The organism is Parahoeflea alexandrii (assembly GCF_024105735.1).
Taxonomy (GTDB): domain Bacteria; phylum Pseudomonadota; class Alphaproteobacteria; order Rhizobiales; family Rhizobiaceae; genus Hoeflea; species Hoeflea alexandrii.
Genome location: NZ_JAAAML010000004.1, coordinates 71,590 through 86,075, shown reverse-complemented (window position 1 = coordinate 86,075; position 14,486 = coordinate 71,590). Strand labels below are relative to the sequence as shown.

The following is a 14,486-nucleotide window of genomic DNA, read 5'->3' as shown; positions in this document are numbered from 1 at the left end:
GGGAGAGCAATTTCTGAAATTATACACTTGATTAATTACTGCGCAAGGGTCACGATTGGCTCCTGCCGCTCCATCAGGAGCAATAGAGGAAGCGTATGAGCAGTCGAGAAACCGGCGAAACAGCAGTCCCGCCAGCCGTCGAAGTTACCGGTCTTCACAAGAGATTTGGTGACCTGGAAGTGCTCAAGGGTGTATCGCTTTCCGCCGGCAATGGTGATGTGGTTGCCATCATCGGCGGATCTGGATCCGGCAAATCGACAATGCTCCGCTGTATCAACATGCTGGAACTGCCGAGCGGCGGGTCCATCAGCATTCAGGGCGAAGAAATCGAAATGAAACCGGATGGGCGGGGCGGTCTTCAGCCCGCCAATTCTGCCCAGCTCCGCCGCATCCGCACCCGGCTCGCCATGGTGTTTCAAAGCTTCAATCTGTGGCAGCACATGACTGTGCTCGGCAATGTCATCGAGGCGCCGGTGCAGGTCATGGGCGTGCCGCGCGACGAGGCCATTGCCCGTGCCGAGAAGCTGCTCGAGCGCGTGGGACTGTCTGACAAGCGGGATGTCTACCCGGCATTTTTGTCCGGTGGTCAGCAGCAGCGCGCGGCTATTGCCCGGGCGCTCGCTGTGGAGCCGGAGGTCATGCTGTTTGACGAGCCGACCTCGGCATTGGATCCCGAACTCGTCGGCGAAGTGCTGGCGGTGATCGCCGATCTGGCGCGCGAAGGCCGCACCATGCTGCTGGTGACACACGAAATGAAATTCGCCCGCGAGGTTGCCAATCACGTGGTCTTCCTGGCCGATGGCGTGATCGAGGAGGAAGGCTCTCCGGATATCATCTACAACGCTCCCAGGTCGGAGCGTTTGAGAAAATTCCTTGCGACTGTTCAATAGTCCGAGGTCCAATGGGCAAAGCCCGAACTCTTAACAGGGGAAAAACATGAAGAACAAAATCATCACCACAATCGCCGCTCTCGGCCTGTCGCTTGCTGCCAGCGCGGCCTCGGCTGAAACCGTCCGTGTCGGCGTCGCCGCCGAGCCCTATCCGCCGTTCACCGAACCGGATGCCGCTGGCAACTGGACCGGTTGGGAAATCGAATTCATGAACGCCGTCTGCGCCGAGGCCAAGCTCGATTGCGTCGTCACCCCGGTTGCCTGGGATGGCATCATTCCGGCGCTGACCTCGAACAAGATCGACGCCATCATCGGATCGATGTCGATCACCGAAGAGCGCATGAAGACCATCGATTTCTCCGACAAGTACTACAACACACCGTCGGTGATCGCGACGTCGAAAGGCTCCGGCATCACGCCTGACGCAGCCGGGCTCAAGGACAAGATCATCGGCGTTCAGGTCTCGACCATCCACCAGGATTACGTCACCACCCATTTCGGTGACGTTGCCGCCGAGGTGAAGGAATACCAGACCCAGGACGAGGCCAACCAGGATCTGGCCGCCGGTCGCGTTGATGCCATCATGGCGGATTCGCTGGCGCTTGATGCCTTCGTCAAGTCCGACGCCTGCTGCGAGATCGTTGGTGCCGTCGAGGATGACCCGGCAATTCTCGGCGCCGGCGTTGGCGTCGGCCTGCGCAAGGGTGACGACGCGCTGCGCGAGAAGTTCAACACGGCCATCGCCGCCATCCGTGAAAACGGCACCTATGCCGAATTCTCGAAGGCCTATTTCGACTTCGACATCTACGGCAAGTAACATGCCCGCACCGGCGCACCGCGCTGTGACCGGCCCGGCGGAGAAATCCCGCCGGGCCGGCAAGGTCGTTTTCCATGCTTGAGTGGATTGCGGGCCTCGCATCCTGGGAACTGCTGGCGCTCGAGCCGCCGGGCTGGGGAGGCGTGCTGCTCGGCGGCCTCGCCATCTCGCTCCAGGTCGCTGTCGGCGGCTATCTCCTGGGCTTTCTGATCGGCGTCGGCGGCGCCACCGGAAAGCTCTATGGCGGGCCGATCCTTCGCGATCTGCTCGATGTCTACACCACGCTTGTGCGCGCCGTCCCCGAACTGGTGCTGATCCTGCTGCTCTATTACGCCGGCACCGATGCACTCAACCAGCTGATGCTGCTGATCGGCGCCGAGCGTGTGGACATCAGCGGACTGGCCGCCGGCATCTTCGTTATCGGCGTGGTCCAGGGCGCCTACCAGACGGAGGTGTTGCGCGGGGCCTTCAAGGCCGTGCCGCATGGCCAGATCGAGGCCGCGCGCGCCTATGGCATGACGTCCTTTCAGGTGCTTCGACGCATCACGCTTCCCGGCATGCTGCCCCACGCGGTTCCCGGCCTCGCCAATCTCTGGCTCATCGCCACCAAGGACACAGCGCTTCTTGCAGTCGTCGGCGTGGCCGAACTCACGCTGGTCACGCGTCAGGCGGGCGGTACCACCAAATCCTATTTCCTGTTCTTCTGCGCGGCAGGTCTTCTATATCTCATGGTGACGCTCATCTCGAATGTCGGGATCCGCCGCGTTGAACGCTATGCCCGCCGTGGCATGCCGGCGGTGCGCTGATGGGTCCGGAAACTCGAAGCTGGCGGGAGCCGCACCGGCTGGTGCTGCTGGCCATCGGTATCGGCATAATCGTCTTCGCAGCGGTCAACATGCGATGGGACTGGCTGCCGCGATACTCGGGCCGACTTGTCGAAGGCGTCGGCACCACGCTCTGGCTTTTGTTTCTCACCAGCGTTCTGGGTTTTCTGCTGGCCGTACCGCTTGGTCTTGCCCAGGCGGCAGGACCGGTCTGGCTGTCGGCGCCGGCGCGCATGTTCTGTACGGTCATACGCGGCACGCCGCTGCTGCTGCAGCTCTGGCTGCTCTACTACGGCCTGGGTTCGCTGTTCGCCTACTGGCCGGAGATCCGCCAGTCCTGGGCCTGGCCCTATCTCCGTTCGGCCTGGCCCTATGGCGTGCTGGCGTTGACGCTCTCCTTTGCGGGTTACGAGGGGGAGGTGATGCGCGGGGCTTTTGCTGGCGTGCCCAAGGGCGAGCTGGAGGCGGGCCGCGCCTATGGCATGTCGCCCTTGACCGTATTCCGCCGGATCTGGCTGCCGCGCGCCATCCATCGCGCCTTACCGACGCTGGCCGGTGAAACCGTGCTGCAGCTCAAGGCCACGCCGCTGGTTGCCACCATCACCGTGGTCGATGTCTACGCCATCATCTCGCGGGTCCGACAGGACACCTACCTGACTTACGAACCGCTTCTCCTGCTTGCGCTGATCTACATGATCCTGACCGGGATACTGGTGCTGGCGTTTCGCTGGCTCGAGGCCAAGGTTCCTGTCAAGGGCGGCTGACACCGGCCACCTTCTGCGCTGTTGACGGTTGCTTCCGGCTGGCGCGGGGCGGCAGGCCAAACTGGCGGCTGAAGGCGCGCGAGAAGGATGATTCCGAGGAAAACCCGGTGCGCGACGCGATATCGGTCATGCTCAGCCGCGTGTCATTGACCAGCCGTCGCGCCGCCGCCAGCCTCAGCGACAGGAAATAGGCGCCCGGCGTCTGCCCCAGTTGACGGGAAAACAGCTGTTCCAGGCCACGCGCCGACATCGACACCCGCCGGGCGATCGCCGCGATGCTGACCGGGGTGTCGATATGGGTTTCCATGAGCCGGATCGAGCGCACCAGCCGCGGGTCGTGATTGGCGTCGCCGAGCGTTACGTTGACCTGCGGGTCGCCCGCAGCCCGCAGATCGTCGTGCACGAAGCTGCTTGCCACGTCCAGCGCCGCGGGATGGCCCAGTACCTGCCGCACCAGGTCCACCATCATGTCGAAGGTTGGTGATGCCCCCGATGTGGTGATGAACCGCCCGTCAACCACATAGCGGTCAGGCCTCAGATCGACATTCGGGAAGGCTGCGGCGAAATCCTCGAAGTCTTCCCAGTGGGTTGCCGCGCGATGTTCATCAAGCAGCCCGGCGCGGGCCAGCAGCCACGGGCCGGATTCGATGCCCATGACGATCGTGGCATTGCGCGCCGCCCGGTAAACATGGCCGACCAGCCGCCGGTCAGTCATTTGCGCCGCGCCAAACCCGGCCACGACAGCAAGCACATCGCAGCGCGAGGCGGGATCGTGCCGCCCGGACACCGGCCATGCAATCCCCGAGGATGTGACTGGCGCATCCCCGTTCACCGATACGAAGCGCCAGTCGAACACCGTGCGCCCGGATTGCCGGTTTGCGGCCCTCAACGGTTCGACGGCGCTGGAAAGCGTCAGCAGCGAGCTGCCTGCCAGCGCCAGCAGATCCACCATTATGGGTCGGCCCGCATCCAAAATCGCCGACAGAGCTTTGTTTTGTGTCATGTTTCCTTCGTAAATGGAAAGGCATGTCGCTTCAAGCCGGTCATCATTGCCTGATCAGAAAGAGGAGGACAGTCCGTATGCCCTTGACCATGAACCGCGAGGTCTTCATCACCTGCGCCGTCACCGGATCCGGCTCCACCCAGGACCGCAGCCCGCATGTGCCGCGTTCGCCCGAGCAGATCGCCAACTCGGCGATCGACGCGGCCAGGGCCGGCGCGGCAATCGTCCATTGCCATGTCCGCGATCCCGAGACGGGGACACCGCGCCGCGATGTCGCGCTTTACCGCGAAGTCACCGAGCGCATCCGCGAGGCCGAGGTAGATGTGGTCCTTAACCTGACCGCCGGAATGGGCGGCGACATCACCTTCGGATCGACCGAAAAGCCGCTTCCGCTGAATCCGGTTGGCACCGACATGGTCGGCGCGTCCGAGCGCATGAAGCACATTCTAGAATGCCTGCCGGAAATGTGCACGCTGGATTGCGGCACCATGAATTTCGCCGAGGCAGATTACGTCATGACCAACACGCCGGGCATGCTACGCGCCATGGGCGGCATGATGACCCAGCTCGGCGTCAAGCCGGAAATCGAGGCCTTCGACACCGGACACCTCTGGTTTGCCAAGGAACTGGTCAAGGAAGGCGTCCTGGCACCCGATGCGCTGGTCCAGCTCTGCATGGGCGTTCCCTGGGGCGCCCCCGACGATCTCAACACCTTCATGGCGATGGTCAACAACGTGCCCGCCGACTGGAACTGGTCGGCCTTTGCGCTGGGGCGCAACCAGATGGCCTATGTCGCGGCCGCCGTGCTGGCCGGTGGCAATGTCCGCGTCGGGCTCGAGGACAATCTCTGGCTCGGCAAGGGCGAACTCGCCACCAACGCCCAGCTGGTCGAGCGTGCCGTGACCATCGTCGAGAACATGGGCGCGCGGGTGATCGGTCCGCAGGAAGTGCGTGAACGGCTGAACCTGACCAAGCGCGCGCCTGCATCCGCCTGACAACGCTCCCGGGGAGGGGATCATGGACAAGGTCAAGTTCACCGCCATGAAGGATGGCGACCGGGAGGACTACGAGTTCCTCACCGAGCACGAAATCGAGTATGCTTCCAAGACCGCCGAGCGGCTTCTCGGCGCCATGGTGGAACTCGATGAGAGCCTGTCGGGTTACCAGGTCACAAGGCTTGGTCATTCGCTGCAATCGGCCACCCGTGCCTGGCGCGATGGCGCCGATGTCGACTGGGTGGTCTCGGCGCTGCTGCATGATATCGGCGACATTTACGCGCCCTACAATCATGATGAATATGCCGCAGCCATTCTCCGCCCCTTCGTGCGCGAGCAATGTGCATGGGTGGTCGAAAAGCACGGCGATTTCCAGAAGCTCTATTACGCCCACCATGTCGGCGGCAATCCGCATGCCCGCGAAGCCTACAAGGGCCATGCCTACTTTGATGATTGCGCGATATTCTGCGAGCGTTGGGACCAGAACAGCTTCGATCCCGACTACCCGCATGAGGGCATCGAATTTTTCCGGGGAATGGTCGAAGAGGTCTTCGCCCGAAAAGCCTATGATCCTGCCGTGATCCGGGCTGGTGAGCGGGTTTCCCTGACCGATCCAACCACTGCCGAAGGGCGAAACGCATGAGCGAAACCAAAACAGCCGCCATCATCGGTGGCGGTGTCATCGGCGGCGGCTGGGCTGCGCGCTTTCTTCTCAATGGTTGGGATGTAATCGTCTCCGATCCTGATCCCGAGGTTGAACGCAAGGTCGGCGAGGTTCTCGCCAACGCAAGGCGCTCGCTACCGGCCCTATCTGATGTCAGCGTGCCGAAGGAAGGCAGGCTCAGCTATGCCGCTTCCCTTGCCGAGGCCGTGGCAGACGCCGACTGGATCCAGGAGAGCGCGCCAGAGCGCCTCGACATCAAGCATGTCATATTCGCGGAGATCCAGAAGCACTGCCGCCATGACGCGCTGATCGGCTCTTCGACCTCCGGCTTCAAACCCTCCGAGCTGCAGCAGGGCGCGGCACGGCCCGAGCAGATTTTCGTCGCCCATCCCTTCAACCCGGTTTATCTACTGCCGGTGATCGAGCTGGTCGGCGTCGAAGCAACGCTTCTGCGAGCCAAGGATGTGCTCGCCGGGATCGGAATGAAGCCGCTGATCGTGCGCAAGGAAATCGACGCCCACATCGCCGACCGCTTCCTCGAAGCCGTCTGGCGCGAGGCGCTGTGGCTGGTCAAGGACGGCATCGCCACCACCCAGGAGATCGACGACGTCATCCGCTACGGCTTCGGCATGCGCTGGGCGCAGATGGGCCTGTTCGAGACCTACCGCATCGCTGGCGGCGAGGCCGGCATGCGCCATTTCATCGCCCAGTTCGGCCCGTGCCTCTCCTGGCCCTGGACCAAGCTCATGGACGTACCCGAACTCACCGATGAACTCACCGACATGATCGCCGATCAGTCGGATGCGCAGTCGGGCATGCATTCGATCCGCGAGCTCGAGCGCATCCGCGACGACAACCTGGTGTCGATCATGCGCGCGCTCAAGCCGCGCAACTGGGGATCGGGCGAATTGCTCAACCAGCACGATGCGCGCATGAAGCCGCCGCTGCCCACCGACATCTCCGTTCCGCTGAAGACGCTCGAACGCGTCATCCCGGTCGACTGGATGGACTACAATGGCCACATGAACGAGAGCCGCTACGGCCAGGTGTTTTCAGATGCCGGCGACGTGGTGATGGGAATGGTCGGCGCCGACCAGGAATACATCTCCGGCGGCCTGTCCTATTTCACCGTCTCCAACGAGATCGGCTATCTGAGCGAGACCCATCTGGGCGACGTCATTCATGTCCGTACCCAGGTGCTCGAAGCCCGCGGCAAGAAGCTCCGGCTGTATCACGAGATGATCCGCACCGCCGATGACGAACTGCTGGCCACCTGCAACCAGCTGCTTCTGCATGTCTCGCTCGAAACCCGCCGCACCTGCGAGCCGGAAGGCGAGGTTCTGGCAAGGATCACGGCCCTCGGGGAAGCCCAGTCGAAGCTGCCCAAGCCTTCCAGCATGCGGGACAAGGGATGAGCCAACGCGTTCTCATTACCGGCGGCGGATCGGGCATCGGCAAGGCCATGGCCGAAAGCTTTGCCGCTCAAGGCGCGCGTGTGTTCATCACCGACGTCAGCGAAACAGTACTGGCCGAGTGCCCGGAGAACTGGCTGAAAACGGCGGGTGACGCGAGCGATCCGGCTCACATACGTGACGTCTTCGCGCGCATTGCCGCCGAATGGGGCGGTATCGACGTCGTCTGCGCCAATGCCGGCATCGCCGGTCCCACGGCACTGGTCGAGGATGTCGAACCGGAGGATTTCCGCCGCTGCCTCGCCGTCAATCTCGAAGGCGCTTTCCTGGCTGCCAAATACGCGGCCCCGATGATGAAGGCACAGAGATCCGGCGTGATCCTGATCACATCCTCCAACGCAGGGATCAACGGCTTCCCCAACCGCGCGCCCTATGCGGCGGCGAAATGGGCGGAGATCGGGCTGATGAAGACGCTCGCCATGGAGCTCGGGCCGTTCGGCATCCGCGCCAACGCCATTGCGCCGGGCTGCGTCGAAGGCCCGCGCATCGACGGCGTCATCGAGCGCGAGGCGAAGGCCAAGGGAACCACGCCGGACGTGATCCGTGCGGGTTACGAGGCGGGCGTGTCGATGCGCTCCTTCGTCACCGCCCAGGATATCGCCAACATGGCGGTCTTTCTCGCCTCCGACGGCGCCCGGCTTGTTTCCGGCCAGGTGATCCCGGTCGATGGCCATACTGAAAACCCAGATCCAAAGGTGTGAAACAATGGACTTCGGACTGACCCAGGAACAGGAGATGATCGTCGAGACCACGCGGTCCTTCGTCGAGAACGAGCTCTATCCGCACGAGGCCGAGGTCGAGCGCACGGGCCATCTCGACATCGATCTGGTGCGGGAGATCCAGAAGAAGGCCATCGCCGCCGGTCTCTACGCCGCCAACATCCCGGAAGAGTTCGGCGGCGCCGGCCTCGATACGCCGACCTGGCTGCTCTACGAGAAGGAACTCGGCCGCGCCAATTACGCGCTGCACTGGACCTGCGTCGCACGCCCCTCCAACATCCTCTGCGCCGGTACGCCCGAGCAGCGCGCCCGCTACCTCGAACCTTGCGTCGCGGGCGAGAAATGGGATTGCCTGGCCATGACCGAGCCCGGCGCCGGCTCCGACCTGCGCGGCATGAAGGCGAGCGCCAAGCAGGACGGTTCCGACTGGGTTCTGAACGGCACCAAGCATTTCATTTCGCACGCCGACATTGCGGACTTCACCATCGCCTTTATGGCCACCGGCGAGGAGGAGACGCCGCGTGGGAAGAAGAAGCTGATCACCGCCTTCTTCGTCGACAAGGGCACGCCCGGCTACGCGGTGCGCGACGGCTACCGCAATGTCTCGCATCGCGGCTACACCAATGCTGTCCTCGAATTCGACAATTGCCGCGTGCCCGCAGAGAACATACTCGGCGAAGTCCACAAGGGCTTCGAGGTCGCCAACACCTGGCTTGGGGCCACCCGCCTGCAGGTCGGTGCCACCTGTCTTGGCCGCGCCGATCGTGCGTTCCGGCACTCGGTCGAATGGGCCGCGACCCGCGAGCAGTTCGGCCAGCCGATCGGCAAGTTCCAGGGCGTCTCCTTCAAACTCGCCGACATGGCGATGGAAATGAAGGCGGCCGAACTGATGATCCTCGAGGCCGGCTGGAAGTTCGACCGCGGCGAGGCGTCGGACGCCGACATGGCCATGGCCAAGCTCAAGGCCACGGAAATGCTCGCCATGGTCGCCGACGAGGCGATCCAGATCCATGGCGGCATGGGCCTGATGGACGAACTGCCGCTCGAACGCATCTGGCGCGACGCCCGGATCGAGCGCATCTGGGAAGGCACATCGGAAATCCAGCGCCACATTATTTCTCGTGCTTTGTTGAGGCCGTTCGGTGCATAGGCAGATACCCCCCTCTGCCCTGTCAGCCATCTCCCCCGCAAGGGGTGAGATCGGATGGGGCAAGATCGCGCAACCCCTATCTCCCCCCTTGCGGGGGAGATGTCGCGAAGCGACAGAGGGGGGTAAACCCGCCTCAAGGTCGTCGGCACTTTCAGAGTGGAAACTTGCAGAACCTACGCGGGACGAACATCATGCATGATCTCTCCCGCCTCCTGAGGCCTAAATCCATTGCATTGTTCGGCGGCGGCTGGGCCGTCAATGTCGTCGCACAGCTCAGGAAATCCGGCTTTGACGGCGATATCTGGCCGGTCAATCCGAAGCGGACCGACATTCTCGGCGTGCCCTGCCTCGCCTCCATTGATGATCTGCCGTCAGCCCCTGATGCGAGCTTCATCGGCGTCAACCGTGACGCGACCATCGAGGTGGTGCGACGGCTGAGTTCTATGGGCGCTGGCGGCGCCACCTGCTTTGCCTCGGGCTTTCTCGAAAGCGAGTCCGAAACCGCCGGCGGTGCGGACCTGCAGGCGCGGCTGATTGCGGCGGCAGGCGACATGCCGATCCTCGGGCCCAATTGCTACGGCCTGATCAACTATCTCGACAACGTCACGCTCTGGCCCGACCAGCATGGCGGGCTCAAGGTGGAAAGCGGCGTGGCGATCGTCGCGCAATCCTCCAACATTGCCATCAACATGACCATGCAGGCGCGCGGCCTGCCGATCGCCTATGTGGTTGCAGCCGGAAACCAGGCCCAGGTTGGCGCCAGCGACATCGCCTCCGCACTGCTCGACGACGACCGCGTCAGCGCCATCGGTCTCTATCTCGAGGGCTTCGGCGATATCCGCGCGCTGGAAGCCTTTGCCGCCAAGGCGCGGGCAAAGGGCAAGCCGGTGGTCGCCATCAAGATCGGCCGCTCCGACAAGGCCCGCGTGGCGACCATGACCCACACGGCGTCGCTCGCCGGAAGTGCGGCCGCCGGGTCGGCCCTGCTCAGGCGACTCGGGATCATCGAGGTTGAGACCATCGCGGTGTTCCTCGAAACATTGAAACTGCTGCACGGCATCGGCCCGCTGCCGGGTGCATCCATTGCCTCCGTCAGCTGTTCTGGTGGCGAGGCCAGTCTGATGGCGGATCTGAGCAACACGACGCAACTGGATTTCGCTGATTTCGCGCCCGCCCAGCGGGCGGCTCTGAAAGCCGAGCTTGGGCCTATCGTCACCATCGCCAATCCGCTCGACTATCACACCTTCATCTGGGGTGACACGGAGCGAATGACCCGGGTGTTCTCCACGGTGATGGAGCAGACATTCGATCTCACGGTCTTCATTCTCGACCTGCCGCGGGCTGATCGCTGCGATCCGTCGAGCTATCAATGCGCGGTTGATGCGATCATTGCTGCAAAGGCGCGAACCGGCGCCAGGGTCGCGGTGCTGGCAAGCCTGTCCGAAAACATGTCGGAAGGTTTTACCAGCGCTTTCATGAAAGGCGGCGTCGCGGTTCTGCATGGCATGGCGGAAGGTATCCTGGCGATCGAGGCTGCAATTGCTGCCGGGCGCCTTGTTGAGTCGGATCCGCAGCCTCTGATGCTGGCTGTCCCGAACAGCAGGACAGCAACCATTCTCAGCGAGGCCGCCTCAAAGGAGGCCCTGTCAGGATTTGGTCTTCGGATCCCGAGATCGATCCAGGCGCAATCCATCGATGAATTGATCGGGGAGAGTGCCGCCCTTTCTTTCCCGGTGGTGTTGAAAGGCACCGGCTTGGCGCACAAGAGCGAGGCCGGCCTGGTTGCTCTTGATATTGGCGATGAGCCGAGCCTCAGTGCCGCCGCCCGGAAGATGCAAACCGTTACCTCGGAGTTCCTCGTTGAGGAAATGGCGGTCGGCGGACTTGCCGAGGTTCTTGTCGGAATCACCCGGGATCCGACGGGCGCCTTTCTGCTCACTTTGGGTGCCGGCGGTGTGCTCACCGAGATACTGGGCGATACGGTCAACCTGCTGTTGCCCGCAAGCCGCTCCGGGATCATGCTGGCATTCGCCGAGTTGCGGATCGGCCGTTTGCTCGAAGGCTATCGTGGCAAGCCTGCTGCCGATATGGAAGCACTGGCCGATGCGGTGATCGCGATCTGCCGTTATGCCGAGGCCCATGCCGGCCGGTTGCTCGAACTTGAAGTCAATCCGCTGATCGCCCGCGTCGGCGATGCGGTCGCCGTCGATGCGCTGATCCGCCTCGAAGATGCCTGAAGCAGAAAAAGGAATCTGACCCATGACCGGACCCGTCAAGACCCGCATTGTCGGACACGTGCTCGAAGTCACGCTCGACCGGCCCAAGGCCAATGCCGTTGATCTCGCCACCAGCCGGATCATGGGCGAGGTGTTTCGTGATTTCCGCGATAACCCGGATCTGCGCGTGGCGATCCTGACCGGCGCGGGCGAGAAGTTCTTTTGCCCCGGCTGGGACTTGAAGGCCGCCAATGATGGCGATGCGGTGGACGGCGATTACGGCGTCGGCGGTTTCGGCGGGTTGCAGGAACTGCCCCATATGAACAAGCCGGTGATCTGCGCCGTCAACGGTATCTGTTTTGGCGGCGGGCTCGAGATTGCGCTGTCCTGCGACATCATCCTGGCGGCGGAGCATGCCAGTTTTGCGCTGCCCGAAATCCGCTCGGGCACGGTGGCCGATGCGGCCTCGATCAAGCTGCCCAAGCGCATTCCCTATCACATCGCCATGGAGATGCTGTTCACCGGGCGCTGGCTCGATGCCGAGGAAGCGCACCGCTGGGGCTTCGTCAACCATATCCACAAGGCGGACGAACTGATGGCGGAAGCCTGGAAGATGGCCGAGCTGCTCGCCTCCGGCCCGCCGCTGGTCTTCGCAGCGATCAAGGAAGTGGTGCGCGAGGCCGAGGGCGAGAAATTCCAGGACACCATGAACAAGGTCACCCGCAGGCAGTTGCGCACGGTCGATACGCTCTATGGTTCGGAAGACAATCTTGAGGGCTTTCGCGCGTTCACAGAAAAACGCGACCCGGTCTGGAAGGGCAGATAAGGGTTCGCAACACTCAGATCTGCGTGTGCATCCGGTAGCCCGGCGCGAATGTCAGGCGCACCGAGGTGATCACATGGCTCTTGTTCCATGTGCTGCGCTCGATCACGAAAAGCCCTTCGCCTTCCTTGCAGGCCAGGATCTCGGCTTCGCGTTTTCCCGCGGTCATGGCTGAGAACGAAAAGTCCCCGCCCTCAAAAGGAATGTTGGCCACCAGCCATTCATTGGCGCTTTGTGCCGACAGGTCCGCCTTCTCGATTCCCGGTACGGCGTCCGGGTTGATCCACCTGTCGCCAAACACATACGGCTTGCCGTCCGCCAGATGCAGCGTCACCAGGTGGAGTAGTTTGACTCCTGTCTGGGTTTGCATTCTCGCCCTGATGCCGGACGGGGGTACCATCCGTTCCAGCGACAGGACCGAGTGGCGATAGCTCTGCCCCTTGCCTTCGATCTCGTAGCGAATCACCGGAATGTCCAGCGTCGCCTTGCGCACCGGGTTGAGCGCCACCCTGGTGCCGGCCTTGCGCCGTCTGTCCAGCAGGCCAGATTCCGCAAGTCCGCGCAACGCCCGGTTCACTGTTGCCCGTGCGCAACCAAATTCAACCGACAGTTCGGACTCGTTTGGAATGAAGTCCCCCGGCTTCCATTCCCTGGCATTGATCCGGCGCAGGACTTCCGCCTGCACCGACTGCCAGCTTTTGAACTCTCCTCCGCTCAAATAGCCTCTCCAAGCTCCTTCATTGTCCTGGCATAGGCCGAGACAATGGCCTCCTGTTTGACATGCCGGCCTCCTGCTACCATGTGCCGGCCAGCCGACCAGACATCCTCTATCATGCGGTCGTCGCCTGCGAACATATAGCAATCGAGAATGGTGTCGCCGCTTCTTCCGATCAGATCCACAGCCCCCGCATCGAGCGCCATCATGTCGGCGAGCTTCCCCACCGCCAGGGCGCCATTGTTGCGCCCCGAGGATTTCGCTCCGCCGTCATTGACGGCGTCGAACAGCCGTCTGCCGGTGGAGTGTTCAGGTGTCGCCAGCGCTGCGCGGGAATGGTCGCGAAGGCGTTGCGAGTAATCGAGCGTCCGCAGCTCTTCCGAAAGCGAGATGCGGATGTTGGAATCGGAACCGACAGCAATGGCTCCATTGGCTGCAAACCAGCGCACGCCGTCGAAGATACCGTCGCCCAGGCTCGATTCGGTGATCGGGCAGAGCCCTGCCACAGCGCCGCTTCTTGCAAGCCCCTCGGTTTCATGCGGCAGCATCTGCGTACAGTGAATAAAGCAGCGTCGCGCGTTGAGCTCCATCCTGTCGAGCACGAACTCTACAGGACGCTTTCCATAGGCCGCTTCGACTTCCTCAACCTCGGCAATCTGTTCTGCCAGGTGCATGTGCAGCGGAGTGTCTCTCGCGAGCTCGGCGTGGTGGGCAAGGTCTTCCGGCGCCACTGCCCGCAGGCTGTGCGGGGCGACACCGATCCTGGCGTCGCCGGGAAGCAGGCCGATCGTCTCGGCCGACCGGGCATGCAGTTCCGCATAGGCATCGAGCGTATTGCCGAAGCGGATCTGCCCGGGGCCGAGCGGACGCTTGTCGCAGCCGCCATACTGGTAGTGCACCGGCAGCAATGTCAGTCCCATGCCGCTCAGCGCGCTGGCCGCAGCGATCCGTTCGGCCATCTCGGCGATGTTGGCGTAGGGGCTGCCTCCAGGCTGATGATGCAGATAGTGGAATTCGACATTCGCCGAATAACCGGCTTCCAGCATCTCCATCTGCACGAATGCGGCGATCGCCTCGACATGCTCCGGCGTCAGCCGGTCGAGAAAGCGGAACATCAGCTGCCGCCATGTCCAGAATGAGTCCGAGGCGTCAGGCCCTCGCTTTTCGGTCAGTCCAGCCATAGCGCGCTGAAACGCATGGCTATGGCAATTGGCTGGTGCCGGGAGCAGGATGCCGGTTCGGTGTCCTTCAGCCGGGGCGCCCGTTTCGATCTTGCTGATCAGGCCATCAGTCCCGGCTTCGATCCGCACGGCTTCCGCCCATCCGGTATCCAGCAATGCTTTTTCAGCCCAGACAATCGTCATCGTATCGCACCTCTTGACAGGTTTTTATGTATATACTTATAGTTCAATGACACGGACATAACAACGGCGA

General features: G+C 62.8%; 14 protein-coding genes. 11 read left to right on the top strand and 3 right to left on the bottom strand.

Going from position 1 to position 14,486, the window contains the following annotated elements; all coding sequences use genetic code 11:
• Positions 1–95 precede the first annotated feature (95 nt).
• The 4 genes from GTW23_RS19740 (at position 96) to GTW23_RS19725 (ending at position 3,295) form a co-directional block, all read left to right on the top strand.
• A complete protein-coding gene (locus tag GTW23_RS19740; RefSeq protein ID WP_252917109.1) occupies positions 96–890 on the top strand; it encodes an ABC transporter ATP-binding protein in 795 nt (264 codons plus the stop codon).
• Positions 891–936: 46 nt separating this feature from the next.
• On the top strand, positions 937–1,707 hold the full coding sequence (locus GTW23_RS19735) for a transporter substrate-binding domain-containing protein (RefSeq protein ID WP_252917108.1): 771 nt from the start codon (positions 937–939) through the stop codon (positions 1,705–1,707).
• Positions 1,708–1,781: 74 nt separating this feature from the next.
• Positions 1,782–2,513, top strand: a complete 732-nt coding sequence (locus GTW23_RS19730; RefSeq protein WP_252917107.1) for an ABC transporter permease — start codon at positions 1,782–1,784, stop codon at positions 2,511–2,513.
• Positions 2,513–3,295, top strand: a complete 783-nt coding sequence (locus GTW23_RS19725) for an ABC transporter permease (protein ID WP_152009804.1) — start codon at positions 2,513–2,515, stop codon at positions 3,293–3,295. The genes GTW23_RS19730 and GTW23_RS19725 overlap by 1 nt, the downstream gene beginning before the upstream one ends.
• Here GTW23_RS19725 and GTW23_RS19720 read toward each other — a convergent pair.
• Complete coding sequence (locus GTW23_RS19720) at positions 3,282–4,298, bottom strand: GlxA family transcriptional regulator (RefSeq protein ID WP_252917106.1); 1,017 nt, start codon at positions 4,296–4,298, stop codon at positions 3,282–3,284. The genes GTW23_RS19725 and GTW23_RS19720 overlap by 14 nt on opposite strands.
• 77 nt (positions 4,299–4,375) lie before the next feature.
• Here GTW23_RS19720 and bcoG point away from each other — a divergent pair, with 77 nt between their 5' ends.
• The 7 genes from bcoG to GTW23_RS19685 all read left to right on the top strand — a co-directional run bounded on the left by bcoG (position 4,376) and on the right by GTW23_RS19685 (position 12,340).
• Positions 4,376–5,293 carry a 3-dehydrocarnitine:acetyl-CoA trimethylamine transferase BcoG gene (gene bcoG, locus GTW23_RS19715; protein ID WP_252917104.1) on the top strand — a complete coding sequence of 306 codons (918 nt, stop codon included), beginning with the start codon at positions 4,376–4,378 and terminating at the stop codon, positions 5,291–5,293.
• A gap of 22 nt (positions 5,294–5,315) precedes the next feature.
• Positions 5,316–5,936, top strand: a complete 621-nt coding sequence (locus tag GTW23_RS19710; protein ID WP_252917103.1) for an HD domain-containing protein — start codon at positions 5,316–5,318, stop codon at positions 5,934–5,936.
• Positions 5,933–7,372, top strand: coding sequence for a carnitine 3-dehydrogenase (locus GTW23_RS19705; RefSeq protein ID WP_252917102.1), 1,440 nt, complete (start codon positions 5,933–5,935; stop codon positions 7,370–7,372). The genes GTW23_RS19710 and GTW23_RS19705 overlap by 4 nt, the downstream gene beginning before the upstream one ends.
• Complete coding sequence (locus GTW23_RS19700; protein ID WP_252917100.1) at positions 7,369–8,130, top strand: SDR family oxidoreductase; 762 nt, start codon at positions 7,369–7,371, stop codon at positions 8,128–8,130. The genes GTW23_RS19705 and GTW23_RS19700 overlap by 4 nt, the downstream gene beginning before the upstream one ends.
• Positions 8,131–8,134: 4 nt before the next feature.
• Complete coding sequence (locus GTW23_RS19695) at positions 8,135–9,298, top strand: acyl-CoA dehydrogenase family protein (protein ID WP_252917099.1); 1,164 nt, start codon at positions 8,135–8,137, stop codon at positions 9,296–9,298.
• A 191-nt stretch (positions 9,299–9,489) separates the two neighbouring features.
• Positions 9,490–11,535 carry an acetate--CoA ligase family protein gene (locus GTW23_RS19690; RefSeq protein ID WP_252917096.1) on the top strand — a complete coding sequence of 682 codons (2,046 nt, stop codon included), beginning with the start codon at positions 9,490–9,492 and terminating at the stop codon, positions 11,533–11,535.
• 22 nt (positions 11,536–11,557) lie between these two features.
• Entirely contained in the window at positions 11,558–12,340 is a 783-nt protein-coding gene (locus tag GTW23_RS19685; protein WP_152009796.1) for a carnitinyl-CoA dehydratase, read from the top strand.
• A 13-nt stretch (positions 12,341–12,353) separates the two neighbouring features.
• Here the strand turns inward: GTW23_RS19685 and hutC are convergent, their stop codons facing one another.
• Complete coding sequence (gene hutC / locus GTW23_RS19680; protein WP_252917094.1) at positions 12,354–13,055, bottom strand: histidine utilization transcriptional repressor HutC; 702 nt, start codon at positions 13,053–13,055, stop codon at positions 12,354–12,356.
• Entirely contained in the window at positions 13,052–14,416 is a 1,365-nt protein-coding gene (locus GTW23_RS19675; RefSeq protein WP_252917092.1) for a formimidoylglutamate deiminase, read from the bottom strand. The genes hutC and GTW23_RS19675 overlap by 4 nt, the downstream gene beginning before the upstream one ends.
• Positions 14,417–14,486: the final 70 nt, after the last annotated feature.

Coding starts and splice junctions, on each gene's coding strand:
- GTW23_RS19740 (WP_252917109.1), top strand. CDS start 96: ATGAGCAGTCGAGAAACCGGCGAAACAGCAGTCCCGCCAGCCGTCGAA.
- GTW23_RS19735 (WP_252917108.1), top strand. CDS start 937: ATGAAGAACAAAATCATCACCACAATCGCCGCTCTCGGCCTGTCGCTT.
- GTW23_RS19730 (WP_252917107.1), top strand. CDS start 1,782: ATGCTTGAGTGGATTGCGGGCCTCGCATCCTGGGAACTGCTGGCGCTC.
- GTW23_RS19725 (WP_152009804.1), top strand. CDS start 2,513: ATGGGTCCGGAAACTCGAAGCTGGCGGGAGCCGCACCGGCTGGTGCTG.
- GTW23_RS19720 (WP_252917106.1), bottom strand. CDS start 4,298: ATGACACAAAACAAAGCTCTGTCGGCGATTTTGGATGCGGGCCGACCC.
- bcoG (WP_252917104.1), top strand. CDS start 4,376: ATGCCCTTGACCATGAACCGCGAGGTCTTCATCACCTGCGCCGTCACC.
- GTW23_RS19710 (WP_252917103.1), top strand. CDS start 5,316: ATGGACAAGGTCAAGTTCACCGCCATGAAGGATGGCGACCGGGAGGAC.
- GTW23_RS19705 (WP_252917102.1), top strand. CDS start 5,933: ATGAGCGAAACCAAAACAGCCGCCATCATCGGTGGCGGTGTCATCGGC.
- GTW23_RS19700 (WP_252917100.1), top strand. CDS start 7,369: ATGAGCCAACGCGTTCTCATTACCGGCGGCGGATCGGGCATCGGCAAG.
- GTW23_RS19695 (WP_252917099.1), top strand. CDS start 8,135: ATGGACTTCGGACTGACCCAGGAACAGGAGATGATCGTCGAGACCACG.
- GTW23_RS19690 (WP_252917096.1), top strand. CDS start 9,490: ATGCATGATCTCTCCCGCCTCCTGAGGCCTAAATCCATTGCATTGTTC.
- GTW23_RS19685 (WP_152009796.1), top strand. CDS start 11,558: ATGACCGGACCCGTCAAGACCCGCATTGTCGGACACGTGCTCGAAGTC.
- GTW23_RS19675 (WP_252917092.1), bottom strand. CDS start 14,416: ATGACGATTGTCTGGGCTGAAAAAGCATTGCTGGATACCGGATGGGCG.